Here is a 25778-nt window from a genome sequence, read left to right on the forward strand (position 1 = left end):
CGCTGTCCAGATATTATGGCTTGGCCATCCTAACCCTTCCGCTTGTTACGCGCGTGCTTCGGCCTTCGGCTCACCGTTGGCGCCATACGTCCGAAAACCCCTTGTTCCCCGCGTCGTCATGCTGATAGAGGGCGCTGATCGGGGTCCTGTTTCGCGCAACTCGACAGAGAGACTTATGTGCTCCCGCGAACATGAAAGCCGCAGCAGCCAATGGACATGCCTCAATCGCCTAAACCGCTCGACCGGATACAGGAAAACTGGCTCGCTGCGAAGGAACGACGGCTGCTGAACTGGCTCTGCGCCCGCATGCCTGCCTGGGTCACGCCGGACAAGCTGACGATCCTGGGCATGATCGGCGCGTTCATGATCTTCATCGGCTATGTGGGCAGCAATCTTGCCTATCCCTGGCTGATCCTCGCCATCGCCGGCTATGTCGTCCAATGGTTCGGCGACTCCATGGACGGCAGCCTGGCGCGGCACCGGCGGATCGAGCGTCCCTCGTACGGCTATTTCATCGACCATAGCTGTGACGGGCTCGCTACGCTGCTGATCCTGGCGGGCATCGGCCTTAGCCCCTTCGTCACCATGGACGTCGCCTTGATCGCGCTGGCGGGCTATCTGCTGCTGTCGATCCACGCCTTTCTGTCCGCCCGCGTGCTGGGCGAATTCAAGCTCTCCTATTTGTCGGCGGGGCCGACCGAACTCAGGATCATGCTGATCGCGCTGACCGTCATGATGATGGTGCTGGGGGCAGGGCCGGGGCTGTTCGGGCGCTGGTCGGGCTTCGACATTTTTGTCGGCACGGTCGGCTCCATCCTGATCCTGCTTTTCGTCGGCCAGACGCTCGTCACTGGGCGAAGGCTGGCCCAGATCGACGGCGAAGCCCTGGAGCGCAGATTCGGCTGAACCTCGCGCAGCTCATCCAGTTTCATTATCTAACGTTTAGTGATGCTCAAAAACGCGTTTTTTTTTTCTCGCTTTTGCATTCATCAATTCACTCCGCGCGCGCCGTCTGCTGCGGAGGAACGACAAAAGCCCGCACTCCAAAAAAGTGATAGGCCGACGAAATAGCGGTATATTTACCCGTCTTCGGATCGCGATACCCATCGGCCAATCGGTCGATGGCCAGCCTTATGCCGGGACAAGTCAGGCGCGACAGATTGGCCCCATTTTGCGTCATCTGCTCGATCGAGGAATAATAGCTGTCCAAAGTATAATAGCCATAGAAGCCGCCCTCGATGCCCCCGTCCTTGGTCAGCGTCGCCCGAATACGAGCCCCTCGGATATGGCGAGGCGCATCGATAATCTGTTCCTTGTAATTCAGCACCATGTCGAATGAATCGGTCGTCAGCACGCCATTCTCAATCCGCCCATGCGTCGTCGCCTTTAGGCGGGGATCCGGATCGGCAATAAAGGTCGCTCGCGCCAGCACGCCGCCTTTGCCATCCTTGTTAAGGGCGGTCGTCGCGGCAAAAACCGTCACCGTCACATCCGGATCATTGCTGGCGTCATCCACCCCTCGCAACTCGATCAGCGTAGGCGCCAGCGAAGAGATCAATGTCTTGCGCGCAATATCAGGATTGCTGCCTTCCCGGAACGGCCAGGAACATCCCGCTACGCGCCATAGCTGGTTGTCGATCCCCTTCTCACCATCGGGTCCCGTGAAATCTTCTTTGCTGACCTTTCCATCCAGGTTCATTCCCGCCGCGACGGGGCCGTCATAGGTCCGGAAATTCTTGGCCAGCACCGGAAAGTCATAAGGGTCAGAGCAGGCGCTATAGACCACATCCCGCTTGCTGAAGGCGGGGCGTCCCTTGCCTTTAGGGAAGCCGTTCAGTGCTCCGATGGCGAGCGCCTGTTCGGGCGTTATCGCCGCGGTCCGGTCAACGCCGGGCGGCAGTTTGACCTTCCCCGTCCGATCATCGCGCAATATCAGGCGGCGGAAACCGAAATGCTCGTTCATCAATTTCTCGAGCTCTTGGTTTTTCGCCGGGTCCGCATATTTTTGCTGCTGCGCGGCGGGAAGCAACTTGCGGAAACGTTCCAGCGCCCCTTCATCCTCGGCGCGGCAGATATCTCCCGTTCCACCATTGGCGAGGTAGATATTGCCCAGCACGAAAGCGCGGACACCCGGCTCGCCGCCAGTCGGCGCATCCGCCGCGGTCAACATGGTCGCCGCGCCAACCAGCGCTCCCGTCGCCAGCAGCCGGCGGCCTTTCCCCAAGAAAAGGGCTGAATGCGCAGTCATCATGCATCCTCCATCGGCCGATATACGGGCCTTCCATGTGCATCATGCCCGTCGCGCCTGAGTGCGACCACCTGAAATTCAATCACGCATAACGGCAGTTTTTCACATGCAGCATTGGAGGCGGCTGGTTCGCTTGTTCTTTGCGCGGCCTGGGCGCGGTGCTACTCGTTCCAAAATCGGGGAGCTACTGAAGTCAACATGCCATGCAGATGATGACCGGCATCAGGATGTTCGTACTGGCGATGCAGCATGGTAGTCTGGCCGCGGCCGCTCGGCAGATGGGAACATCGACCGCCTCGATTTCGCGGCAAATTGCCGCGCTCGAAACGCAGTTGAAGGTGCGGCTGTTTAACCGGGGCAAGCGGACGCTCACACCTACTGAGGCGGGAGAGATGCTGCTTCGTCGCGCGCGGCCGATGTTGGCGGAACTTGACGAGATGATCGACAGCGTTTCGCTGCTGGAGGCAAAGCCCCGCGGCCGGCTCCGCGTCAACATTCGGGCGCTCACCGCCTCACGCCTGCTGGTCCCGGCACTGCCACGTTTCCTGACCGCCAATCCCGAAGTGGAAATCGACCTGTTCGTGTCGAACGACGAGGACGCGGACCTGATCGCAGACAATATCGATGTGGACATACGCTATACCCGACCCGACAGTACCGATCTGGTCGCAAAGCTGCTTGCCCCAAGCCAACTGGTGCTGATCGCATCTGCGGATTATGTATCTTCAAGGCTGCTGCCGGAAAATGCCGAGGCGCTCGGCGCCTATGAGGTCATTCTCTACGAACCTGAAATGGGCGCGATGCCGTGGCAGTTCGTCGGGACTGGCGGCGAGGTCCAAAGCCATGAGCCGCAGGGAAGAATGCGCGTGAATGACGGCACCGTGTTGCGCAGCGCGATCCTGGCGGGCCTTGGTATCGGCATGATGCCCTTGCATGAGGTGGATGAGGAGCTTGCCGCTGGAACGCTGGTGCAATTGCTTCCCCATCACCAGATCCTGCACCCCCGCATCGGCGCTGAGGGGATTTTCGCCGTCTATCAGAAATCGGCATATCAGCCTGGGAAGTTGCGCAGCTTCCTGTCCTTCCTGCCCGAAGTCTTCGCAAAGGGGGCCACCTAGATGGCATCGGCCCCTCAACTGGACGTTACGCGAGCTGCAACGCTCCCTTACAAAGAACATAGCTTATACAATCCTGACACCTGTAGCAGAATAGCGCGATCGACAACATCATCCGCGCGACCGCGGTAGGGAAGCGTCACGACCAACTTTATCCAATGAGGAGCTTGAACAGATGCGCGCCGCCATATTCAAGGGAGTCGGAAAGCCGCTTTCCATCGAAAACGTGCCCGATCCGACGCCCGACGCCGATCAGGTGATCCTGGCGGTCGAGAATGCGGGCATTTGCGGCTCCGACCTTCATGTAACCGAACATGCCCACACCCCATCGGGGCTAATCCTGGGTCATGAATTTGCAGGCGTGATCGCCGCAGTCGGCTCCAATGTCGCCGGATGGAAGGCGGGCGATCGCGTAACGGCTCTTCCACTCAACGCCTGCAACAGCTGCGATGCCTGTGACAGCGGCCTGCCTGCGCTGTGCAGCGCCAACCTTTTCACCGGCTGCTACCTGAACGCGCCGGGGGCCTATGCGCAATATGTGGCTGCGCGCGGTAACATGCTTCAACGCCTCCCAGACGGTGTGAACTTCGAAGAAGGCGCGCTGGTCGAGCCTCTGGCCGTGGGACATCATATCGTCAGCATGGCGGACATGCCCAAGGGCGCGTCCGTGCTGATTCTGGGCGGAGGGCCCATAGGCGCAGCGGCGGCGCTGTTCGCACGCCATGCAGGTGCGCGTCATGTGGTGGTCAGCGAAATGTCCAAAAATCGGCGCACTCGCGCGGCCGAGTTGGGCGCAACCGCGACGATCGATCCCAATGCCGAGGACGTGCTTGAGGCCTATCGCAAGGCCACGGGTGAAGCGCGGCCGCGCTTCGTCTTCGAATGTGTGGGCATACCGGGCATGCTGCGTCAGGCAGTAGAACTAGTCGGCGTGCGCGGCTGCGTCGTGGTGGCTGGCGTGGTCATACAGGAAGATGTGATCGCGCCGATCGTGGCGCTTGGCAAGGAAGTCACGATCCGGTTCAGCCAAGCCTATACCGAGCAGGACTTTGCCGCGGTGATCGACGCAATCGCCCGGCGCGACATCAACCCAAGCCCGATGCATAGCGCCACGGTGACGCTAGACGAGCTGCCCGACGCGTTCGAGGCGCTGCGCAAGCCCACAACGCAGTGTAAGATACTCATCAAGCCGTGATCCGGCGTTCATGAGCACGGCGGGATTATTGCTCACCTCATCGCATTGAAGATTCGCGCCGGAACGATGCAATGGCTGCATCGTTCGACCGGCCCAGGCCTTCATGCCTGTAGGAGAGTAGAATGACACAGATCGCATCCGCTATTTTCGATAGTCATGCCGAGGCCGAACGTGCCGTATCCGAACTGCGGGCTGCCGGTATTGGCGACGATTCCCTCTCCATCATCGCCCAGCACGACGGGAAAACAACAACGCGCACGGGCGATGGCGAAATCACTGATGATGATCATCGCAATCTGCTGAGGGGAATTTTGGGAGGCGGCGCACTCGGCGCAGGTCTCGGCATCGCCGCGTTGGCCATTCCTGGGGTGGGGCCACTGGCGGCCGTAGGCGCCATCGCCGCGTCAGCGGTGCCGGAAGCCGCGGCAATCGGCGCAGCAATCGGCGCTGCCGGCGGCACGCTCAATGAAACGCTCAAGAAGCACGGCGTCGATGACGAGGATGCTGCCTATTATGATGAGCGCATCAGGAGCGGGAACGTGTTTGTGTCAGTCGATTCCAGCGATTCCACGGTAAATGCCGCCGAAGCGCGTGAAATCCTCTACCGGAACGGCGGTCACAGTTCATCACGTGCGAAGACGGCGGCGCAAATCTGACGCTGACTGGAACATCGGCCCGGCCCGATGGTTTATAGGCTGCCGGACGACTTTTTATTGCTCCCCGCAATCGTCCGGATCATCGAGGCCCGCCACCCTAAGGGGCGGGCCTTCATAAAATGAAGGTACGGACATGGATCAGCCATCTGTTGAGTTTTGCAAAGCCCAGGCGGCCACCCATCTCGCCCGTGCCAATAGCAGTGATTTGCCGAATGTCCGCGCGATATGCCTGACGGCCGCAAAGTCCTGGATGAGAGAGGCAGAAAGTGCGCGCAGGATCGTAGAGCGGCGTGCTCGCCGTGCATCTGCCGACGTGGGATAGACCGCCCGGCATTTGAGCGCAGGCAGGAATGATTACGCTTAACGGATAAAAACGCTTGGCCGTTCGCTTGAGTTAGTGAGCGGGTGGGGTGGAGGCACCTATAGACATAACTATAAGAGCGATATGGCGCGTTATCACTTTCACCTCCATGATCGGTCGGGCATGCTGTCCGACGAAGAAGGAGTGGCGCTCGACAGTCCAGCAGAGGCGCTTCGTCTCGCCCTAACAAATGCGCGCGGGTTGATTAGCGACGATGTTGCCAGCGGCGTGCTCGACCTCAATGGAGCAATCCAGGTCACCGATGAACAGGGTCGGACCCTGTTGATTTTGCCATTTGAAGAGGCTGTAATCCAGATAAAGGCGAAGCCGGTCCTCCGCGAATAGCCTACAAGCCGTTTAAAGGATTGCCGATGATCACGCTTCACCATTTGGTCTATTCCCGATCGACCCGAGTCCTGTGGGCACTTGAAGAACTCGGTATTCCCTATGAACTGGTCGTCTATCAGCGCACGCCTTCCTTCCGGGCGCCACCGGAACTGGCGACCGTGCATCCGCTGGGCAAAGCCCCGGTTATAGTTGATGACGGGCTCGTCGTCGCGGAATCGGGCGCTATCCTCACCTATTTGAACGATCAGCATGGCGGCGGCCGTCTCGCGCCGCCGATCGGCAGCAAGGCTCGGGTCATTCACGACGAATGGCTGCATTATGTCGAAGGGTCTGCAGCAATGCCGGTCATGCTCACCTTAATCGGCGGCATGGTGGGCGGCTTGCAGGAGAATTTGACTGCTTTCGTACAGCCCGAACTGGTGAAGACCATGGCGTACATCGCCGATGGCGTGGGTGAGGGACCCTGGCTGATGGGTGAAGACTTCACCATCGCTGACATTCAACTCGCCTATCTGGTCGAACTGGCCGCCGGGGCGGGATTAGCTGCCGATCATCCGGGTCTGAAAACCTATCTTTCCCGCCTGCAGGCCCGGCCGGCCTATGAAAAGGCTATATCTTTGGGCGGCCGGGTGGTTCCGTCACGACCGGGCTAAGGCGGGCGAAGGCTTGTCCCCGCTTGGTCTCACTTTGCTACCCTCAAGGTTCATGAGGCCGGGTTGACCATATTCGATGCGGGACCGGCGCTCGAGGAGTCCTTCTTCCAACATAAGGCGCCCACCATTGCGCGCGGGCTGATAGGCGCCACGCTGCTCATTAACGGAGTGGGCGGCCGTATCGTCGAAACGGAAGCTTATGACATAAGCGATCCTGCATCTCACAGTTTTGGCGGGCAGAAGCGCCGCAACGCCGTTATGTTCGGCCCGCCTGGCCACGCCTATATCTACCGGATCTACGGCCTACACTGGTGCCTGAACGCGGTGGCAGGGGAAGCTGGAAGTGCGGTCCTCATCCGCGCGTTGGAACCGTTAGAGGGTATCGGGCAGATGGTCGTTCGCAGGGGCATCAGCGATCCGCGCCTGCTATGTTCAGGACCCGGCCGATTATGTCAGGCTTTGGGGATCGATGGATCGCTTAACGGAGCGCCGCTCGGCGATGCTCCGTTCCAGCTATTCGCACCCGGCGGGGAGTCGCCGATCACTGAGGGCCGACGGATCGGCATCCGCGTTGGAGTGGACACGCCTTGGCGCTTCGGCCTCAGCAACTCGCCATTCCTTAGCCGCCCCTTTGCCGCGGAAGGGTTTGCGGCCGGCTAGATTAGCGGTCAGCCGCCATCTTTGCCCATCATTGTCCGTTGAGCAGGGGAAGGGAACTGCATTGCCAGAATGAGGCTCTCGGCGATCCTCTCAGCCTTCGTCTGCAGGCCGGCGGCGACCTCCGCCGGAAGCATGAGGCTTGTCGTCTCGCGCCAAAGCTCAAGCCAGCGGTCGAACTTGGCTCGGTTAATCTGCGCCGCATGCGGGAGGTGCCGCGCCACCGGGTTCCCCTTGTATCTGCCGGTTCCCAGCAACACCGATGACCAGAAGTCGGCGATACGCTCCAGATGCTCATCCCAGTCATACACGGCACTGTTGAAAATCGGTCCAAGCTGATCGTCTTGCCGTACACGGGCATAAAAGGCCCGCAACACTTCGGGCAGGGCTAATTCAAGGTCCTGATAAGACATTTGGCGCCTCTTAGCCCCTGTCTATCCTATCGCCCGATCGAGCACCATAATTGCGCGCTCCAGCGCTGTTTGGGAATTTGGCGGAGACTGTAGCAGCCATCTGCCATTCCGAGCTTCTAAGCCAGCTTCAGACCAGTCGGCGCTATTGTGCGCATGTGGCGTAAGGGCCACGCCTGCCTGGCCGACATCGATGCGCACGATCTTCGCGTCTTTTGCGCTGGCCCGCAAACGCGCTTGGGCCAGCAGCCATTCCGCTGGGTCGGGAAGAGTGCCGAAGCGGTCGAGCAATTCTTCTTCGAAAACATCGATTTCGGATGCCTCCATGAGACGGGCTAGGCGGATGTAAAGACTGAGGCGAATCGACGGGTCGGGTATCCACTCTTCCGGAAAATACCCTTCCGCACCGGCATGAATGTCCGGCATCCATCGCTCATCCTCCTCGCCACGGGCCTGGCGCATCGCGGCGCTCAGCATATGTTGGTAAAGGTCCACCCCGATCAGCTTCATATGCCCTGCCTGCGCGTCCCCAAGCAGATCGCCCGCGCCCCGCATGTCCAGATCCCGCGCGCTGATCTCGAAACCGGCGCCCAGTCGGTCGAAGGCAGTGAGCGCGCGCAGGCGCTTCATCGTCCGCTCGGCAATGGGACTTTCCTTGTCGGTCAACAATAGCACCTGTCCCCTGCGATTTCCGCGTCCGACACGCCCTCGCAGCTGGTGCAGCTGCGCCAGGCCGAAACGATCAGCGCGCCACACGATCATCGTGTTGGCGCGGGGCACATCCAGTCCTGCTTCGATGATGTTGGTGGCCAACAGGATATCACCCTTGCCGTCGGCAAAATCGACCATTGTCTCGTCGATCTCAGCGGCCGGCATCTTACCATGGGCCATCGCGATCGAAAGGTCCGGCACCAGCCTCGCTAATCTTTCGCCCAGCGAGGTCATATCCTCAATGCGCGGCACGACGACAAAGCTCTGCCCGCGACGACCATGTTCACGCATGAGGGCCGTACGGACGCGGCTGTCATCGAAGCTGCCCAGGCTGGTGCGGATCGGCTGACGCCGTGCCGGCGGGGTCGCTATGACGGATATCTGCTGAAGTCCTACCAAGGCGGACTGCAGTGTCCGGGGGATCGGGGTCGCGCTTAGAGCGAGCAGATGCACCTCAGCAGAGCCGCGCAGCCGCTTCTTGTCGGCGGCACCGAATTTTTGCTCCTCATCGATTACGACCAGCCCTAGCTTTGCATAGCTGACGCCCTTGCCCACGACTGCGCCGGTGCCAATAACGATATCGATGGAGCCATCGGCCAGTCCCGCTTTGACCGCCCGCTTTTCGGCTGGCGATGAAAGGCGGGAAAGGCTGGCGACCTTTATACCCATCGGCTTAAAGCGGGCGCTAAAACCTTCCAGATGCTGGCGGACCAGCACGGTCGTCGGTGCGGCAACGATGGTCTGATAACCGCTGAGCGCCGCAATGGCTGCAGCGCGCAAAGCCACCTCCGTCTTGCCATAGCCAACATCGCCGACGACAAGCCTGTCCATCGGCCGCCCGCTCGCCAGATCGTCGCGGACGGCCAAGATGGCCCGCGCCTGATCCGCCGTTTCATTGTAGGGAAAGCCGCCCACGAACCGCTCATAGGCGGCGTCATCCGGAACCATTTCGGGCGCGCTTGCCTCCGCGCGCACCTTGGCCATTTCGGCGAGTCCCCGAGCAGTTTGGGCGACTGCGGCCTCTATCTCCCCGCTGCGTTTCTTCCATGAGGAACTGTCGAGTTTGTCCAGCGCCACAGCGTCCGGGTCCGAACCATAGCGCCAGATCCGATTGGCGTCGGCGATGCGTATCAGCCGCCGTGTTCCGCCGCCGTAGCCGAGCGCAATCATTTCAGTTTCTGCGCCGTCCTCCCCTGGCGCCATTTCCAGGCCAAGAGCGATGCCGACGCCATGATCTTCATGAATGACGACATCGCCCAACTGGATCTGCGTCGCTGCATCGGTCCAGGAGGGTAGTACGCTCGCTGCGATATCCTCGACCAGCGCCCGGCTGCCAAGCAGGTCTGCGGCCGCGACGAACAGGTGGCGATCATCGGCAAAGCCGATATCGACGGGTAAGCGCATGATCGCGGCGCTGGAGAGGGGGAGCGCCGCGACGTCCTGCCAACGGGACAGTTCGACCAAGTCCTTCCCCAATTTTGCCTGCACCTTGCTGCGCAGGAAGCGCAGGTCGCGCTCACCACCTGCGAGGATGAAGATGCGTCCAGAGTCCAGGTGGGGCTGGGCGAAGCGGGCGAAGGCAGTTAGCGGAGACCGCTGCTCAGCAAAGCGAGGGATCTCGGTCGGCGGGTCCAGTGCCACCACCTCCCATCGTCCCAGCGCTTCTTCCCACTCCTCCTGAGGCGCGCGATCATCCCGGCCCTTAACCTCAGCCGCCAAGGCAAGGAAGCGCTGCCGCCGCTTTTCCGCCTTGGCCGAGTAGCTTATCTTTCCGGGCTGGAGATGAGCAAGGATCGTGACGGGGCGTTCCGCCAGAGGTTCCGCCGCTCGGCCGACGGCGATGCAATCCAGTTCCTCGATGGTTCGCTGGCTGATGGGGTCATAGGCGCGAAGGCTGGCCACCTTGCCGTCCACAAGCTCCACGCGGACCGGCGTTCCGGCGTCGGCTGGGAAGATGTCGGAAACCTCGCCTCGGATAGCCATCTCGCCCGGCTCATCCACTCGGTCGTCCGGAAAATATCCGATCTGGGTCAGGCGTTCTGCCAACTCGTTAAGGGTCAGCAGGTCGCCTATGCGAAGCGTGGGTGGGGAGACATCAAAGGCGTCCGGCGGCGGATAGGCGCGCCCAGCAGCTTCGCCGCTCATGATCAGCGCGACAGGAGATGATGCCGCGCGCCGCAACGCGTGCAGCGCGGCAACCCGCTGTCCTACATTGGCAGGGGAGGCTGGGGCGCTGTCGCCCGGCAATGTGTCGCTGGAAGGCAAGAATATCACCCGGCTGTCCGGCATCAAGGCAGATAATGTAGCGGCTAGCCGCTCAGCCTGCTGATCGTCATCAGCTAAATAGAGGAGATTTTCGCGCCCCATAAAATCTGCCAACCGGGTCGCAACCCAGGCGATAGTCATTCACCGACCTCCAATGCTGCGTCCCCAGGAGCAAACCCTTGTGCATCGGCGGAGTTTCTTCACCTTTTAATAAATGACCGCGTCGCCGGTTCAGTATCCCGATCGTTCCGTCATTACCGCTTCGATTACAGTCACCTTCGCGTCATCATTTATGTCTACCGACACAAGGACCGGCGAGTTGAGCGGAGCGTCTCCTCGCGCCTCCTCTTTCTGCATAGCAGGTGCGTCTCCTCCGCTCACAACCTCGCCGACGCTGTTTTCCGGTCCATCTGCGGCGATGAAGATGTCGCTTCGGTCAACGCCATGTTCCTGGACCAGCAGTTCGACGGCGCTATCCGCCTCGGCCCGGGTTGCGAACCGTCGTTCAATCGTCTGGCTCATGTCAGTCCTTTCTTATGCGGTGGTAGTGACCGGGGGTAATCAGTCCTCCTGAATCTCCGCGCCCAACGCATCCTCCTCGTCGCTGTCCAATTGAGCATCGATCGCTTCGGCGATCAGGTCCAACTGCTCATAACTTGCCGTCAGCTCAATCGCGCTGCCGTCCTCCGTTTCAAACGTCAGCAGATATTCATCCTCGGCATCGTCAATCTGAAATCTTGAAATCTTCGTCGGCATGGCAACCTCCTGGACATGTTCGGCTCGCGAACTTCGACACAGGAAGGGTTACCAGTCGGGATGGTTCCCAACCCTTGTTGTGCCAACGACCAGCCGGTCAGGGAAAAGGTCAGACTTGTTGAAACGGGTAGGGCGTCGGCCCCCGTTGATATTGACTGACGGCGAGCGATCGGGTGATCGGCGGCAATGCGCGGTCGGGGCAGGCCACACGGGGGCAGATGTGGCACGCCGGGCCGATCAGGTTCGGCTGATCTGGCAGCATGTCGGCAGCGGCCATGCGCGCAGCATGCTTTACGTGACATCCAAGTGCGATGGCCTGGACCGACTTGGCCTGAGGATCGAGCGAATGAGGAACTGCGCGCGTGAAGGTCATATAGCGCTCGCCGTCGGGCATCTCGACAATTTCCGCCACGCTTCGTTCGGGCATGTGAAAGGCGCGCCACGCGTTCCAGCGTGGGCATCCCCCGCCAAATTGAGCGAGCGGCATCCCCTCGCCCGCGAAGCGTTTCGAGATGGTCCCTGCAATATCGACCTTTAGCAGGAAGAACGGCACCCCCCGCTCGCCACTGCGCGCCAGTGTCGTCAGCCGGTGCGCCGTCTGCTCATAGGATGCGCCGAAGCGGCGTTGCAGCAGGTCCATGTCATAGCGGCCTTCCTCCGCCGCGCTAAGAAAGCGGCTGTAGGGCATGATCAGCGCAGCGGCGGCGTAGTTGGTCAGCATGGTCCGCAGCAAGGGCCGCGTCTCACTGTCGGGCGCGCCTCGCTCGATAATTTCGGCGATCGGTTTTTCCATCTCCATCATGCTGATCTGGAATCCTGCGGCGAACAGGCGGCCTGACGCGGGCAGCCGGTCGGAGATCATCAGCCGCCGCCTATGAAAGTCGTAGAAGCGCCGCCCGCCAGCCATGGCCTTGTCGTTCATGATGCGGGTGGACACAGCATGATCCCGCTCCAACCGCTGCCGCAGGGCAACGAAAAGTTCGGCGGGCTCGTCGGGCAGAGTGCCAGCGATTCCTTCCGCTGCGGCATCAAGGGCGGGGAAGTGGTTGTTATTCTCATGCACAAAGTCGCGCAGCCAATCGAGCGCGGTGCTGGTTCGGGAATGCCCGCCCGCCTGATTGATTGCCTCGGGCAACCGCCGCAAATCCGTTATCGCGCGATAGAGGCGCGTGATCGCTTCGGTAGCGCCGGGATAATTTTCCGCGATCTCATTCACCTCATCACGTGGGACGCCGATGTCGCGGAGGAGCGCATCGGTGAAGATTTCCATGAGCCCGCCCGCCGCGTCGGGCAGTGTTCCTGAGACGAATTCGCGAATGTCCAGGTCATAGGTCTGGGCGAAGCGCAGAAGCATCTGCGCGGAGAGAGGCCGCTGGTTCCGCTCCAGATGATTGAGATAGCTGGGACTGACGCCCAACTCCTCCGCCATTTGCGATTGGTTGAGGCCCAGCTCGCGGCGAAGCAGCCGCAGCTTAGGACCGAGATAGAGCTTCCGTTCTGTGGCTGCCTTCATGAAGCCATTCTGTCAAAAATTCACAAGATGTACAATGTAAATTGTGACTTCGCGGCTTTCATAGCCATTCCGCCTGATGCGCAGATGCGTCACTACCTCCCCATGGGCTTCAGGAAATTGAAGCAAGCGAAAGGAACCAAGGGACATGAACAGCGAACAACAGCGCGCTCGGGCGGTTTTCTCGACAGAGGATTTCTCCCTGCTTCGTGAAGCGGTCGCCCATTATCTGAACGAGGTCAGGGACCAGCCGGCATCGATTAAGTTCGCCCATCTCTATCACCGGTTGGGCCGCGTCGCGCCAAGCGGCCGAAGCTGATCGCGGTTTACTCCAGAGGAATTGACGAATGACATATCAGGGTGACGTCGCGGCTGCGGCGGAGATGATTAAGGGCAACGGCGCGTCATGGAGCGCGATCGACGCGAACGCTGTTACGCGCATGCGGTTGCAGAACCGCTTCCGGAGCGGTCTCGACATCGCGCGCCATACGGCCAGGATCATGCGGCAGGACATGGCCGCCTATGATGCCGATCCGAGAGCATATACACAGTCGCTCGGCTGCTGGCACGGCTTCATCGGCCAGCAGAAGATGATCAGCATCAAGAAGCATTTCGGATCGACTAAGGGTAAATATCTTTATCTTTCGGGATGGATGGTCGCCGCGCTCCGCAGTGAGTTCGGCCCATTGCCGGACCAGTCGATGCACGAAAAGACGAGCGTGCCCGCCCTCATCAGTGAGCTTTACACCTTCCTGAAACAGGCCGACGCCCGCGAACTGAGCCTCATGTTCCGCGATCTCGACCATGCGCGGGACAGTGGCAACGAGGTTGAAGCCCAGCGCCTGTCCCATGCGATCGACAATTATGAAACGCATGTCGTCCCGATCATCGCCGACATCGACGCGGGTTTCGGCAATGCGGAGGCGACCTACCTTTTGGCCAAGAAGATGATCGAGGCGGGCGCGTGCGCGCTGCAGATCGAGAATCAGGTTTCCGATGAGAAGCAATGCGGACATCAGGATGGCAAGGTCACGGTGCCGCACGAAGACTTTCTCGCGAAAATCCGCGCCTGCCGTTACGCCTTCCTGGAATTGGGGATCGAGGATGGCATCATCGTCGCCCGCACGGACTCGCTGGGCGCGGGGCTCACCAAGCAGATCGCCTATGTCCGGGAAAAGGGCGACCTGGGCGACCAGTATAACAGCTTCCTCGATTGCGAACCCATAGAGACGCTGAGCGAAGGGGATGTGCTGATCGTCCGCGACGGGCAGATGATGCGTCCCAAGCGGCTGCCGTCAAACCTGTACCAGTTCCGCGAAGGGACGGGCGCGGATCGTTGCGTGCTCGACTGCATCACATCGTTGCAGAACGGCGCGGACCTGCTGTGGATCGAAACTGAAAAGCCGCATATCGATCAGATCGCATCCATGGTTGATCGTATTCGGGAAGTCGTTCCCGACGCGAAGCTGGTTTACAATAATTCGCCGTCCTTCAACTGGACGCTCAACTTCCGTCAGCAGGTTTATGACCGCTGGTTGGCGGAGGGGAGGGGCCTGGAGTCCTATGATCGCGCGAAGCTGATGAGCGCGGAATATGACCTGACCGAACTGGCCTTAGAAGCTGACGAGAAGATCCGCACCTTTCAGAAAGACGCGTCGGCGCGGGCCGGCATCTTCCACCACCTCATCACCTTGCCGACCTATCACACCGCAGCGCTCAGCACGGACAATCTCGCCAGGGACTATTTCGGCGAGGCTGGCATGCTGGGCTATGTCGCCGGGGTGCAGCGCAAGGAGATCCGCGAGGGCATCGCCTGCGTGAAACATCAGAATATGTCGGGCTCCGATATCGGCGATGATCATAAGGAATATTTTGCCGGTGAGGCGGCGCTCAAGGCGGGCGGCGCTCACAACACCATGAACCAGTTCGCAGCCTGACAGCCAAGCCAGCCATTTCCCCTTGCCGCGTCACGAAACCGCGGGCACAGATTAAATCACCGCCGCTAGAGCGGATGACGGACGGAGCGGGGAGGGGAAATGACCGCGGAGAAGGAGGGCGCTGAACCTGGAGCGCATGCCCCCTATGTAGGGGGTGCGAGCGTGGTTGCGTTGGCGCTCGGTATTCCCGTGCTCATCTCCATGCTCGCTCTGGCGATCGCGCCGGGGGTCCTGCAGATGGCGCAGGAATTCGGTGCGCTCACCGCGCAACTGGTGCTGACTGTGCCTGCGATGGTGATGATCGTCGGTGCTGCGATTTCTGGCTATCTGTCCGAACGCTGGGGACGGCGCGCAGTCATCTCCGCCTGTCTGCTGGTTTATGCGATTGCAGGCGTTAGCGGCGGAATGGCCCCTAGCTTGACCCTGCTTGTCACCGCGCGTGTTGTCAGCGGTTTTGTGGGTGGTGTCCTGCTGACCTCCGTTTATGCCGTGATCGGCGAATATTTCGAGGGCGGCAGGCGGGAGTCGCTCCTTGGCTTCATGTCCACCGCCGCATCGATCGCTTCTCTGGGCCTCCTCGTGGTCATGGGTTATGTTGTCGAGCGCTTTGGCTGGCGCGCTCCGTTCATGCTCTACGGCGTCAGTCTGCTGCTCATCCCCTGCGCGCTCAGAGGGTTACATCGCGGACTTTCGGCCGCCAGCGTTTCGCTCAGTTGGCGGCCCGTGCTTCGCGGATGGACGTTCTACCTGCTCCTGACCGGCTATACGGTCGGCATGTATATGATGGTCATTCAGGGGCCTTTCCTGATGGCCGCCAAGGGCTTCACCGCGCCTTCCACCATAGGGCAGTTCATCGGCTTGTCGTCACTCGTCGGCGCGATATGCAGCGCTTTCTACGGGCTGATGCGGCGCTGGCTGGGTTTCAGGCAGATGTTCGTCCTGATCTCGCTCGCAATCGGCCTCGGCCTGCCGCTCGCCGCCTGGGCGGCCAGCGGAGGCTGGGTACTGCTTTCGATGATCGTCGTGGGAGTGGGCATCGGCATCATCGAACCGACAGTGGCCTCGGAGTTGCTGCTGCGGACGCCAGAACCGCTGCACGACCGCGCGATGGGTGTGAACGTCGCGGCCATGTTCCTGGGCCAGTTCCTCAATCCGCTGCTGCTAGCTCCGGTCCGGGAAGCTTATGGCATTGCCTTTGCCTTCACCGCAGTGGGTTTGGCCTATTTGCTGGCGGCTGGCCTGTTCGCCGCCAGCATAGGTCACCGCTGGACCGTCAAGCCGCAGGTTCCTTAGACGCCGAAGCCGCCCGAAACGGATATGTGCTGCCCCGTCACATAGGCAGCTTCGTTGGACGCGAAGAACACGCACGCATGCCCGATTTCCTCCGCCGTGCCCCAGCGCTTCAGGCAGAGCAGCCGATGCGTATTATCCACCCATCTTTGGTCGATCTGGCCGAGGCGGCTGAGTTCATGAAGCTGTCCTGCATCGATGACGCCGACCAACACTGAATTAGCGCGAATACCGTAGCGACCTTCTTCCTTGGCGATGCCCTTCACCAGCTGTTCGTTCGATGCCTTGACGGCGACGGACATGCCGTCGCGGGAGGGCCACCAATCATGCCCGGCCGATCCAAGTGTAACGAAACTGCCGCCGCCCTGATCGCGCATATGCGGCACGACCGTTTGGACGACCGTCAAAAAGCCGTGAACTTCGACGTCGAAAGCGTGTCGCCACTCTTCCATGGGGGTGGAGGTCAGATAGCGCTGATTGACCAGCGGTCCTGCAGCCCAGATAACGGTGTGAATACGGCCATGCTCGGCGATCGCCTCATCGACTACTGCTCGAATGTCATTCGCGTCGGTTACGTCAGCGCGGTGGATGCTGACATGGCGGCCATGTTCCTGCGCCGCCGAGGCCACCTCTTCCGCACGCTTCTGATTGCCGCGATAGACGATCGCGATATCGGAGCCCTGCTGCGCGAATATGCGGGAAATGCCGCTGCCGATACCGCCGCTGCCGCCGAACAGCAGCGTGCAGCCCTTTTCAAATGTAGCCAAGAAACTCTCCCTCTATCTTGCCTTGCCGCGCCATTCGGACGTCAGCTCTCCAATGTCGAACGGCCGCACCATCATCAGCACGCCACTCCATTCGCGGCCTTCCAGCCGTGCGGCTTGTTCCTGCTCGCCGATCATATGAATATCGTCGCGCAGCGCCTCGAACAAAGCATGCACCCTGGCCCGCCCGGCCTCGCTCAACGACACCATGTCTGACATATAGAGCGCCTCGGGCGATCCGAAATTTAGCGACATGAACAGCGGCTTCACCGTCCGTTCGAACGCCATCGACAAGGGGCCGCCCCGCCGCCAGCGTACCGCGCGCCGCATCTTTGACCGGATGCGGCCACGCGAAGGTGCTTCGATCAGACTTAGCCGCTTCAGCCGCTCCAGATGGCTTTCCAGCCGGTCTGCTGGCAGGCCGAACTCCTGCTCCAGATCCTGCCGCTGCGCGCCATGGAGAATGGCGAAGAAAACCAGCGCCAAGCCCCGGTCTGCGGCCAGAACCCGCTCCTGCGCTAGCGTGAAGCTTTCCTGCTGATCGTCGCCGCGGCCCACCAGATCGCGCATGTCGAGATCGGCGATTGCGCAAATCTCGTCCAGCCGGTCGAGCGTCAGCCCCTCGCCACGAAGCCACCGCCATATGGTCGGTTCCGCCACCTCCATCTGTGTGGCGAGACTAGCCACCCGGATCCCCCTTGCCTTCAATTCCCGCCGCAGTTGGAGCAGAATGGTAGCGATACCGGGACGGCGCGTCTTGGGCATTTTTCGTGAACCTGTCTTTGATTGATCGAGGTCGATCATATTACGATAGTTCATTTCAGAAGCCGATTGCACTGCTTTCAACAGACAGGCACTTTCCGCCCATAGATTGGCTGAGCGACGCAGCCATTTCAGGAGAGGCATATGGCGACCACCGCTGAATATAACCTGGGCGAATTCACCTTTCCGCGCGGCTGGCTGATGGTCGCGCGAGCCGCCGACGTGACCGGCGCGCCTACCGCCCTGCGCATGCTGGGACGCGAACTGGTCATCTATCGCGGCGAATCCGGCCGGATCGTTCTGCTCGACGCCTATTGCCCGCACATGCAGGCGCATCTGGCCGCCGAACAGACCTCCGACGCGGCGGCTCAACGGATCGAAGGGGATTCGATCCGCTGCCCCTATCATAGCTGGCGCTTCGGGCCCGACGGTAAGTGCGACCATATCCCTTATTTCGATGGCAACATCCCGCCTGCCGCCAAGGTGCGCTCCTATCCGGTGGAAGAGCGGTTCGGTTGCGTCTTCGCCTGGCACGATCCGGAGGAAGGCGCGCCCGACTATGGGTTGTCCGACTTGCCCGAATGGGACGACCCGCAGTGGATGCGTGGCGAGTATGACGACCTCGGCACGCTGAACGTCCATCCGCAGGAGATACTCGACAATCTGGTCGATACCCGGCACTTCGGCCCGATCCACGGCCAGAAACTGGCCTATTTCGATTCCGTGTTCGAAGGGCCGATCGGTAAGCAGATTTCAGGCGGCGGTCACGAAACGATGACGAGCGAAAGCGGGGTGTTGGACGTCGATGCCTTCTACACCGGCCCTGGCATCCTCATCGCCCGCTACTCAGGCGAGACCGACGCCGTCCAGATCATCTGCCATACGCCCAAGGAAGATGGCGTGACGCAGGTATGGCACAGCATCGTGACGCGAGCGCTAAACACGCCGCCGACCGCCGCCGACGCCGAACTTCGCTCGCAATATCATGCTGCGGGTTTGGCTGCCTTCTCGCAGGATTTCGCGATCTGGCGGACCAAGGGACCGGCCTTCAACATTCTGCGCCTGCCCACCGATGGGCCATTTCATCGCAGCCGCGCCTGGTATCGCCAATTCTATAATCCGCGCGACAAAGCCGCGGAGTTTCAGGCGCGCGCCAATGGAGTGCATCATACCAGCGGCATGGCTCCCGCACCCAATTTGCAAGCCGCCGAATAAGCGGACGGATAACGTAAGAAAGGAAGAGAATGAGCAGGGCATTTCCTGAAGGCGCTGTGGCCGTGTTTGGCGGCAGCGGTGGGATCGGCAAGGGGGTCGCGCTGGAATTCGCCAAGGCGGGCACGGACGTCGCGATCTTCTACCGTTCCAAGAAGGACAGCGCAGAAGCGGCGGCTGAAGAAGTCCGCAAGCTGGGCCGCAAGGCGAGCATCCATCAGGCGGACGCGCGCAGCTATGAGGAGCTTGAAGCCGGCTTCGCAAGCGCTGTGGAGGCGCATGGCCGCGTTCACAGCATCGTCTGGGGCGCTGGCCCCATCGTGGCGCAGGTCAACATCGCAGACTGGTCGCTGGAGCAGTTCCGCGCGTCGATGGAGATTGAGGCGTTCGGCTTCTATTATGCCGTGCGCATCGCCATCCCGCATTTCCGGGCAAAGGGCGGCGGCTCCTTCGTTCACCTGGGATCGGCGGGCCATGATTGGTGGCCGCACCTCGACGGCCTGTCGGTCGCGCCCAAGGCGTGCAATGAATCGCTGATCAAGGGCATTGCGAAGGAAGAGGGCGTTCACGAAATCCGCGCCAATTCCGTGCTGGTGGGCGTGATCGACGCCGGCCAGTTCAAGGTTGGCCAGCAGGAAGGCTATTTCGACGCCGAATGGGAACGCAACGTCAAGGCGATGCTGCCCATCAAGCGTTGGGGCTTGGCCGAGGATATCGGCAAGGCCGCGGTATTCCTGGCGTCGGACGACGCCAATTATGTGACGGGCCAGACCATCTCGGTCGCCGGAGGCTTCGGTGTCTGACATTGCAACCGGGGATGGCGCGCTTCATCCCCATTGCCTCTCGATGGACGAGGTGCGGGACCGCGCGGCGCTCCAGCACCTCGTCACCGCCTATGGCCATGGCATCGACCGGCGTGACTATGGCCTGCTGCAGTCGCTCTACCATGAAGACGCGATCGACGATCACAGTCCCTATTATTGCGGTCCGGCGACGGGGTACATCGATTGGCTGCCGCAGATGCTGGCGACTTGGGCCGCCACATCCCACGCCATGTTGAACATGCTGTTCCTGCTGGACGGCGACTGCGCGGAAGGCGTCATCACCGCCCGTGCGTGGCATTTGACGGCAGATGGAACGCGCGAGTTCATCGCCTGGGGCCGCTATGCCGATAGTTATGAAAGGCGTGGAGGCGTCTGGCGTTTCGCCCACCGATTCTTCATCCTTGATGCCACCGAGGAACGCGCTGCTGAGCCGCAGGACAGTTTCGGCACCGAAGGAGTGGAAACTGGCCGGGCGGGGGCGGACGATCCCCTCTATCGGCGTCTCCCTATGTTCAGCGCCGATCGCCGGGCGCGTGACGGCCGGACGGATTGACTGCGGCCGCTCACGCGTGCCGATCAGCTTTGTGGCAAATGGGTGCCGATGCCGCTCAGAAATATGCCCGTTACAAGCGTCGCATGTTCGGCCATCTCGCCATCGGTCATGGGGGCCCCACCGAACAGCAGCCGGCGTTGCCATTCGCCAAAGGCCATGGCGACGAATTGCTTGGCAAGGCTGTGGCTAACGGTGGGAGACACGCCTTCTTCTTCCAGCAGCGCTGCAACTGGGCTGACCTGATGCCGTTCGAATTGTAAGCGGGCGATCTTCCGCAGTTCGTCGAAGTCGCTTCCTTCCCGGTAGATCAACCGCGCGATACGCATACTGCGCGGGGAGAATAGCTGTCGCTGCATCTCAGCGGCGTAGGTGGCCAGTTGCGTGTGAAGGTCGCCTTTTAGATCGGGTAATTCCGGCCGTATCTGCGCACCGGATTGTTCAAGGCAGGCTTCGAAGAGCGAAAGCTTGTCGGGAAAATGATTATAGAGCGTGCGGCTCGACACCTGCGCCTTTTCCGCAATGTCGCGCAGCGAAGCAGCATGAAAGCCCGTCCGCGCAAATTCGTCAAGCGCGACGAGGATGAGGTTGTTACGCTTCTGTTCGGCCACCTCTGGGGTAGGGCGGCCCGCGCGCCTTTTGATGCTTGGTTTATCCATCATGCGTCTCGTTGCGCAGTGAAGGCGAAATGGCAAGAGCGGGCTCTCGCCGCCGGGTAAAGCGCGCCTGAACCTATCCGCGAGAATGCCCGACTTCGGCATGCGGGTTGCCTTCATCATCCATTCCGAAGGGCACGTGAATCTCTCATGGATTGCTGGCGCGCGATGCCGCGTCAGTGGTCCAGCCGCCGCCCAACGCTCTGAACAGGTCGATCTGCGCGAAGGCTACGGCGCGGTCGGCGGCGGCAAGATCGCTCTCCGCCGCAGCCAGCGTGCGCTGCGCGTCCAGCACCGTCAGAAAGTCGATCCTGCCTTCGCGTTGCCGGGCTAGGCTGATGCGCGCGGCGCGATCGGCGGACACGCGTGCGGCCTTGAGCGTGTCGCGGCGGTCGAGGGCGTGCGCATAGACCGACAGGGCGGTCTCGGTCTCCTCCAGCGCGCGGAGCACCGTTCCGTCGAAGGTCGCGAGCGCGGCGCTGGCGTCAGCCTTTGCAGCGGCAATGCGGGCGCGATTGGCCTCCTGATTGGGAAACGCCCAGTTTATAAGCGGCCCCAGCAACCAGCGGAACGGCCCGCCGCCCAATATGTCGCCCCCGCCGATCGCCGTCGTGCCGATGGAGCCGCCCAGCGTAATACGCGGATAGAGGTCCGCAGTCGCTACTCCAATCCGCGCAGTGTCGGCGGCGAGCCGCTGCTCGGCGGCGCGCACATCCGGACGGCGGGCGAGCAAGACCCGGCCATCGCCAACCGGAATGGGCTGCGTAAGGTCCGGCGTCACCTTCTGATCGCGAACGATCGCGGGCAGCTCCTGCGGCGTACGCCCTGTTAGCGTGGCGAGCCGGAACAGAGCTGCGTCACGATCCGCAATCAGGCTGGGAATGAGAGCGGCTTGGCTGTCGCGCAGCGCCGTGGTGCGGATTACGTCCAGGCGATCGGATCGGCCGACTTCGAAACGGGCATTGGTGATGCGAATGCTCTTGTCGAGCAAGGCCACGATCTGCTCCGCTACCGCGATACGCTCGGCTGAACTGGTGGCATCGACATAGGCGCGCGCCGTGTCGGCGACGACAGCCACGCGGACCGCATCTGCCTCGCCCGCCGCGGCGCTGAGGTCACCCTTGGCCGCTTCGATGCTGCGCTTCACCCGGCCGAACAGATCGACCTCATATGCGACGTTCAGCCCCGCATCCACGGTCCAATTCTCGCGGTCAGCGCCCGGAAGGGTCTGCGCAGCGGAGGCGCGGCCATAGGTTGGTTGCGCGCTGACGCTGTTCTGGGGCAGCCTGTCCGATCGAGCGCCCCGCAGCCCGGCGCGCGCTTTTTCCAGGCGCGCGACCGCCACGCGTATGTCGGTGTTGGCCTTCAATGCGTCCTGCACCAGCCCGTCGAGCACCGGGTCGTTATAGAGCCGCCACCAATTATCGTCAGGTTGCGCCGCGCTGACCGCCGGGTTGGCCGCGCCGATAAACGCGCCCGCAGCCGTGCTTGGGGTAGCCGGAGCCTTATAGTCCGTCCCTGTCGCGCAGGCGGTGAGCGCCGACGCGCCAAGCAGGAGGGGGAGGAGTGTCTTTGTCATCATCTCTATCCTATTCGGCGGGTTGCAGCGCGGCGGCGGCGTCGCCCTCCCTTTTGCGGGAAAAGCGATCGCCCAGCGCGCGGCAGACGACATAGAAGGTGGGGGTGAAGAGCAGGCCGAACGCCGTCACGCCGGTCATGCCGAAGAAGACGGCGGTGCCCAACGCCTGCCGCAGCTCCGCCCCTGCGCCGCTCGCGATCACCAGCGGCACCGCGCCCAGGATGAAGGCGAAGCTGGTCATCAGGATCGGCCGCAGGCGGGTCTGCGCCGCCTGAACCGCCGCCTCGACCGGCGACAGCCCCTGTTCTTCCTCCGCCTGCTTGGCGAATTCCACCACCAGAATGGCGTTCTTTGCCGCCAGCGCGATCAGCACGACCAGGCCGATTTGCGTGAGGATGTTGTTATCCATCCCCCGCAGGTTCACTCCCAGCATGGCCGCGAACAGGCACATCGGCACGATCAGGATGATCGACAGCGGCAGCGTCAGGCTTTCATATTGCGCCGCCAGCACCAGGAAGACGAAGAAGACGGCCATGCCGAACACGATGCCGGCGGTGTTGCCCGCCATCACCTGCTGATAGGCGACGCCCGTCCACTCCTTGCTATAGCCAGCGGGCAAACTCTCCCCGGCGAGCTTCTCCATGGTCGTCAGCGACTGGCCGGTGCTGTAGCCGGGAGCTGTGTTGCCATCGACTTCCACCGCCGGCAGCATGTTGTAGCGCACCACGCGATAGGGGCCGGTCTTGTCCTCAAAGGTCGATACCGACCCAATCGGCACCATCTGGCCGCTGTTCGACCGCGTTTTCAGGTTCGCAATGTCGGCGACGGTCCCGCGATGGTTCGCATCGGCCTGCGCCGTCACGCGATAGGTGCGCCCCAACAGGTTGAAGTCGTTGACGAAGGCCGAACCCAGATAGACCTGCATCGCTTCGAACACGCGCTCGGGCGGCACGCCGAGCAGGTCGGCCTTGCGGCGATCCACATCGGCATAGACGCGCGGGGTCGCATTATCGAACAGCGTATAGACCATCGAGAGGCCAGGAGTCTGGTTCGCCTTGCCGATGAAGTCCTGCGCAACCTTGTTCAGCTCAGTATAGCCGCGTTCCTCCCGATCCTGCACCAGCATGCGGAAGCCACCGGGCGGAACAAGCCCCGAAATGGTCGGCGGCGGCAGCAGCAGAATGCGCGCCTTTTCATAGCCCGCGACCGCCTTGTGCGCCTGCTCCATGATGCCCGCATAGGTGACGCCTTCTTTCTGCCGCTCCGCAAAGCTGTTGAAGGGGAAATAGATGGCGGCGCTGTTGGGCGCCTGCGTCTGCGATGGGCCGTGGAAGCCCGCGAACATCACTGCGCCGCGCAGCCCCTTGATGGGCAGCAGCTTTTGCGCGACCTCCTTCGTCACCTTGTCCGTGCGTTCGAGCGACGCGCCGGAAGGAAGCTGCACGACGGCCAGGAAATAGCCCTGGTCCTGCGACGGCACGAACCCGCCCGGCGTCACCCAGAACAAGGTGATGGTCGCGGCGATCAGCCCCGCATAGGTAAGCAGCATCTTCTTGGGCCGCAGGACCAGGAAACGCGTCAGCCGAGCATAGCCAGCACTCATCCGGTCGAAGCCACGATTGAACCCGGCGGCGGCCTGCGCGCCGATCCTGTGCCAACGCGGCGCGCCGTCCAGATCATGATCACCATGTTTGGGCTTAAGCAACAACGCCGCCGCAGCCGGAGACAGGGTGAGCGAGAGGATCAGCGAGATCACCGTCGCGGTCGAGATGGTGACGGCGAACTGCTGATAGAATGCGCCTGAAATGCCGGTGATGAACAGCGTCGGCACGAACACCGCGCACAGGACGAGGACGATCGCGACCAGCGCTGCCGACACTTCGTCCATCGACGTGCGGGCGGCCTCCAACGGCGCCATGCCATGTTCGATGTTCCGCTCGACATTTTCGACAACGACGATCGCGTCATCGACCACAATGCCGATCGCAAGCACCAGGCCGAACAGCGACAGATTGTTCAGCGAATATCCCAGCGCCGCCAATATCGCCGCCGTGCCGATCAATGACACGGGAATGGCGATGATCGGAATGACCGCCGCGCGCCAATTCTGCAGGAATATCAGAATGACCAGGACGACCAGCACCACCGCTTCGAACAGCGTGTGATAGACCGCGTCGATCGACTGGCTGATGAACTCCGTCGGATTGTAGATGACGCTATATTCCAGACCCTTGGGGAAGCTCTTGGACAGTTCGTCCATCTCAGCCTTGACCTTCTCCGCAGCGTCGAGCGCGTTGGAGCCGGGGCGCTGCATCACTGCGATCACGACGGTGGGCGTACCGGACAGATAGGTGTTGATGCCATAATCCTGCGCGCCCAGCTCGACGCGGGCGACGTCGCCGACGCGAACCTGGCGGCCATCCGCATCAGTGCGGATGACGACATCGGAAAATTGCTTGGGCTCGGTCAGGCGGCCCTGCATTTCGACGCCCAGTTGGAAGGCTTCACCCCGGTCATAGGGCGGCTGGCCCAGCGCGCCCGTGGACACCTGGACATTCTGCGAACGCAACGCGGACACGATTTCGCCAGCGGTCAGGTCCAGCGCGGCGGCGCGATCCGGATCGATCCAGATGCGCATCGCATAATCGCGTGACCCGAACAGCCGCACATCGCCCACGCCATCCAGCCGCGCCAGCCGGTCGCGAACCTGCGTCAGCGCATAGTTGGACAGGTAATTTCGGTCGAAGGTCCCATCGGGCGACTGAAGATTGACGACCATCAGGAAGTCGGGCGTCGTCTTGCGCGTGACCACGCCCAAACGCTGCACTTCTTCGGGCAGGCGGGGGATCGCGACCGCGACCCGGTTCTGGACCAGCACCTGCGCCTCGTCCAGATCGGTGCCGACCTTGAAGGTGACGGTGATCGTGACTTTGCCGTCGCCCGTCGATTGGCTGCTCTGATAGAGCATGTCATCGACGCCGTTGATCTCTTGCTCGATCGGCGCGGCGACCGTTGATGCGACGGTCTCGGCCGATGCGCCCGGATATTGCGCCGACACAGTGACCGTGGGTGGCACGATGTTGGGATATTGGGAAACGGGTAGACCGATAAAGGCCAGCGCGCCGACCACGGTTATGACCACCGCGATGACCGCGGCGAAGATCGGCCGGTCGATGAAGAAGCGGGATAGGCGCATCGGTCTGTTCCTCGATGGCGTGAAGAAGGGCGCCCGCAATGGAGCGCGGAATGGGTTATTTTCTAGCCCCACCCCTTCAGGGGAGGGGAAGGGGGTGGGGGCTCGCCGGATAGTCCGGCGCTG

General features: G+C 61.7%; 24 protein-coding genes. 13 read left to right on the forward strand and 11 right to left on the reverse strand.

The genetic code is table 11. The features are described from left to right. Window positions 1-216: 216 nt before the first annotated feature. Entirely contained in the window at window positions 217-906 is a 690-nt protein-coding gene (locus ACFO3E_RS12000) for a CDP-alcohol phosphatidyltransferase family protein (RefSeq protein ID WP_380804964.1), read from the forward strand. A gap of 88 nt (window positions 907-994) precedes the next feature. On the opposite strand, the gene ACFO3E_RS12005 is transcribed toward ACFO3E_RS12000, so the two are convergent. After that, complete coding sequence (locus tag ACFO3E_RS12005) at window positions 995-2251, reverse strand: hypothetical protein (protein WP_380804966.1); 1257 nt, start codon at window positions 2249-2251, stop codon at window positions 995-997. A gap of 200 nt (window positions 2252-2451) precedes the next feature. Between ACFO3E_RS12005 and ACFO3E_RS12010 the strand changes: the two genes are divergently transcribed. The 6 genes from ACFO3E_RS12010 (at window position 2452) to ACFO3E_RS12035 (ending at window position 7236) form a co-directional block, all read left to right on the forward strand. Continuing rightward, entirely contained in the window at window positions 2452-3366 is a 915-nt protein-coding gene (locus ACFO3E_RS12010; protein WP_066531329.1) for a LysR family transcriptional regulator, read from the forward strand. 172 nt (window positions 3367-3538) lie between these two features. Next, the gene (locus ACFO3E_RS12015; protein WP_380804969.1) at window positions 3539-4558 is read left to right on the forward strand and encodes a zinc-dependent alcohol dehydrogenase; all 1020 of its coding nucleotides are present in this window, start codon (window positions 3539-3541) and stop codon (window positions 4556-4558) included. Window positions 4559-4680: 122 nt separating this feature from the next. Next, on the forward strand, window positions 4681-5214 hold the full coding sequence (locus tag ACFO3E_RS12020; RefSeq protein WP_380804972.1) for a hypothetical protein: 534 nt from the start codon (window positions 4681-4683) through the stop codon (window positions 5212-5214). Window positions 5215-5659: 445 nt separating this feature from the next. Further along, a complete protein-coding gene (locus ACFO3E_RS12025; RefSeq protein ID WP_380804973.1) occupies window positions 5660-5920 on the forward strand; it encodes a DUF6894 family protein in 261 nt (86 codons plus the stop codon). A 26-nt stretch (window positions 5921-5946) separates the two neighbouring features. Beyond that, window positions 5947-6576, forward strand: a complete 630-nt coding sequence (locus ACFO3E_RS12030) for a glutathione S-transferase family protein (protein ID WP_380804976.1) — start codon at window positions 5947-5949, stop codon at window positions 6574-6576. Between the two features lie 63 nt (window positions 6577-6639). Further along, window positions 6640-7236 carry a DNA-3-methyladenine glycosylase gene (locus ACFO3E_RS12035; RefSeq protein ID WP_380804978.1) on the forward strand — a complete coding sequence of 199 codons (597 nt, stop codon included), beginning with the start codon at window positions 6640-6642 and terminating at the stop codon, window positions 7234-7236. Between the two features lie 8 nt (window positions 7237-7244). Here ACFO3E_RS12035 and ACFO3E_RS12040 read toward each other — a convergent pair whose 3' ends face one another. From ACFO3E_RS12040 to ACFO3E_RS12060, 5 genes are all read right to left on the reverse strand, one after another. Continuing rightward, complete coding sequence (locus ACFO3E_RS12040) at window positions 7245-7646, reverse strand: group III truncated hemoglobin (protein ID WP_380804981.1); 402 nt, start codon at window positions 7644-7646, stop codon at window positions 7245-7247. Window positions 7647-7667: 21 nt separating this feature from the next. Then, window positions 7668-10760 carry a helicase-related protein gene (locus ACFO3E_RS12045; RefSeq protein ID WP_380804983.1) on the reverse strand — a complete coding sequence of 1031 codons (3093 nt, stop codon included), beginning with the start codon at window positions 10758-10760 and terminating at the stop codon, window positions 7668-7670. Between the two features lie 90 nt (window positions 10761-10850). Beyond that, on the reverse strand, window positions 10851-11141 hold the full coding sequence (locus ACFO3E_RS12050; RefSeq protein ID WP_066531339.1) for a hypothetical protein: 291 nt from the start codon (window positions 11139-11141) through the stop codon (window positions 10851-10853). A 39-nt stretch (window positions 11142-11180) separates the two neighbouring features. Continuing rightward, a complete protein-coding gene (locus ACFO3E_RS12055) occupies window positions 11181-11375 on the reverse strand; it encodes a hypothetical protein (RefSeq protein ID WP_066531341.1) in 195 nt (64 codons plus the stop codon). A gap of 109 nt (window positions 11376-11484) precedes the next feature. After that, window positions 11485-12888 carry a helix-turn-helix domain-containing protein gene (locus tag ACFO3E_RS12060; RefSeq protein ID WP_066531343.1) on the reverse strand — a complete coding sequence of 468 codons (1404 nt, stop codon included), beginning with the start codon at window positions 12886-12888 and terminating at the stop codon, window positions 11485-11487. A 145-nt stretch (window positions 12889-13033) separates the two neighbouring features. On the opposite strand from ACFO3E_RS12060, the gene ACFO3E_RS12065 reads away from it, so the two are divergent. From ACFO3E_RS12065 to ACFO3E_RS12075, 3 genes are all read left to right on the forward strand, one after another. Continuing rightward, window positions 13034-13204 carry a hypothetical protein gene (locus ACFO3E_RS12065; protein ID WP_197486372.1) on the forward strand — a complete coding sequence of 57 codons (171 nt, stop codon included), beginning with the start codon at window positions 13034-13036 and terminating at the stop codon, window positions 13202-13204. A 28-nt stretch (window positions 13205-13232) separates the two neighbouring features. Next, complete coding sequence (locus ACFO3E_RS12070; RefSeq protein ID WP_380804987.1) at window positions 13233-14822, forward strand: isocitrate lyase; 1590 nt, start codon at window positions 13233-13235, stop codon at window positions 14820-14822. 99 nt (window positions 14823-14921) lie between these two features. Beyond that, window positions 14922-16115 carry an MFS transporter gene (locus ACFO3E_RS12075; RefSeq protein WP_380804989.1) on the forward strand — a complete coding sequence of 398 codons (1194 nt, stop codon included), beginning with the start codon at window positions 14922-14924 and terminating at the stop codon, window positions 16113-16115. Here ACFO3E_RS12075 and ACFO3E_RS12080 read toward each other — a convergent pair. Together ACFO3E_RS12080 and ACFO3E_RS12085 are read right to left on the reverse strand one after the other, a co-directional pair. Continuing rightward, window positions 16112-16879, reverse strand: a complete 768-nt coding sequence (locus ACFO3E_RS12080; RefSeq protein ID WP_066531348.1) for an SDR family NAD(P)-dependent oxidoreductase — start codon at window positions 16877-16879, stop codon at window positions 16112-16114. The two genes, ACFO3E_RS12075 and ACFO3E_RS12080, sit on opposite strands and share 4 nt — an antisense overlap. 12 nt (window positions 16880-16891) lie before the next feature. Next, complete coding sequence (locus tag ACFO3E_RS12085; protein WP_197486373.1) at window positions 16892-17641, reverse strand: helix-turn-helix domain-containing protein; 750 nt, start codon at window positions 17639-17641, stop codon at window positions 16892-16894. A 141-nt stretch (window positions 17642-17782) separates the two neighbouring features. Here ACFO3E_RS12085 and ACFO3E_RS12090 point away from each other — a divergent pair, with 141 nt between their 5' ends. Genes ACFO3E_RS12090 through ACFO3E_RS12100 form a run of 3 tightly spaced genes read left to right on the forward strand, consistent with a single transcriptional unit; the run spans window position 17783 to window position 20227 of the window. Continuing rightward, window positions 17783-18853: a Rieske 2Fe-2S domain-containing protein gene (locus ACFO3E_RS12090; RefSeq protein WP_380804992.1), complete on the forward strand. Its 1071-nt coding sequence runs from the start codon at window positions 17783-17785 to the stop codon at window positions 18851-18853. A 29-nt stretch (window positions 18854-18882) separates the two neighbouring features. After that, window positions 18883-19653 (forward strand): SDR family NAD(P)-dependent oxidoreductase, encoded by a 771-nt coding sequence (locus ACFO3E_RS12095; RefSeq protein WP_066531357.1) that lies wholly within the window; start codon window positions 18883-18885, stop codon window positions 19651-19653. Next, the gene (locus ACFO3E_RS12100; RefSeq protein ID WP_380804995.1) at window positions 19646-20227 is read left to right on the forward strand and encodes a nuclear transport factor 2 family protein; all 582 of its coding nucleotides are present in this window, start codon (window positions 19646-19648) and stop codon (window positions 20225-20227) included. The genes ACFO3E_RS12095 and ACFO3E_RS12100 overlap by 8 nt, the downstream gene beginning before the upstream one ends. A gap of 23 nt (window positions 20228-20250) precedes the next feature. On the opposite strand, the gene ACFO3E_RS12105 is transcribed toward ACFO3E_RS12100, so the two are convergent. The 3 genes from ACFO3E_RS12105 to ACFO3E_RS12115 all read right to left on the reverse strand — a co-directional run bounded on the left by ACFO3E_RS12105 (window position 20251) and on the right by ACFO3E_RS12115 (window position 25655). Beyond that, complete coding sequence (locus ACFO3E_RS12105; protein ID WP_380804997.1) at window positions 20251-20886, reverse strand: TetR/AcrR family transcriptional regulator; 636 nt, start codon at window positions 20884-20886, stop codon at window positions 20251-20253. A 142-nt stretch (window positions 20887-21028) separates the two neighbouring features. Further along, window positions 21029-22459, reverse strand: coding sequence for an efflux transporter outer membrane subunit (locus ACFO3E_RS12110; protein WP_380805155.1), 1431 nt, complete (start codon window positions 22457-22459; stop codon window positions 21029-21031). Window positions 22460-22469: 10 nt separating this feature from the next. Beyond that, window positions 22470-25655 carry an efflux RND transporter permease subunit gene (locus tag ACFO3E_RS12115; RefSeq protein ID WP_380805000.1) on the reverse strand — a complete coding sequence of 1062 codons (3186 nt, stop codon included), beginning with the start codon at window positions 25653-25655 and terminating at the stop codon, window positions 22470-22472. Window positions 25656-25778: the final 123 nt, after the last annotated feature.

It is taken from the genome of Sphingobium tyrosinilyticum (genome assembly GCF_042654265.1).
Lineage (GTDB): Bacteria > Pseudomonadota > Alphaproteobacteria > Sphingomonadales > Sphingomonadaceae > Sphingobium > Sphingobium tyrosinilyticum.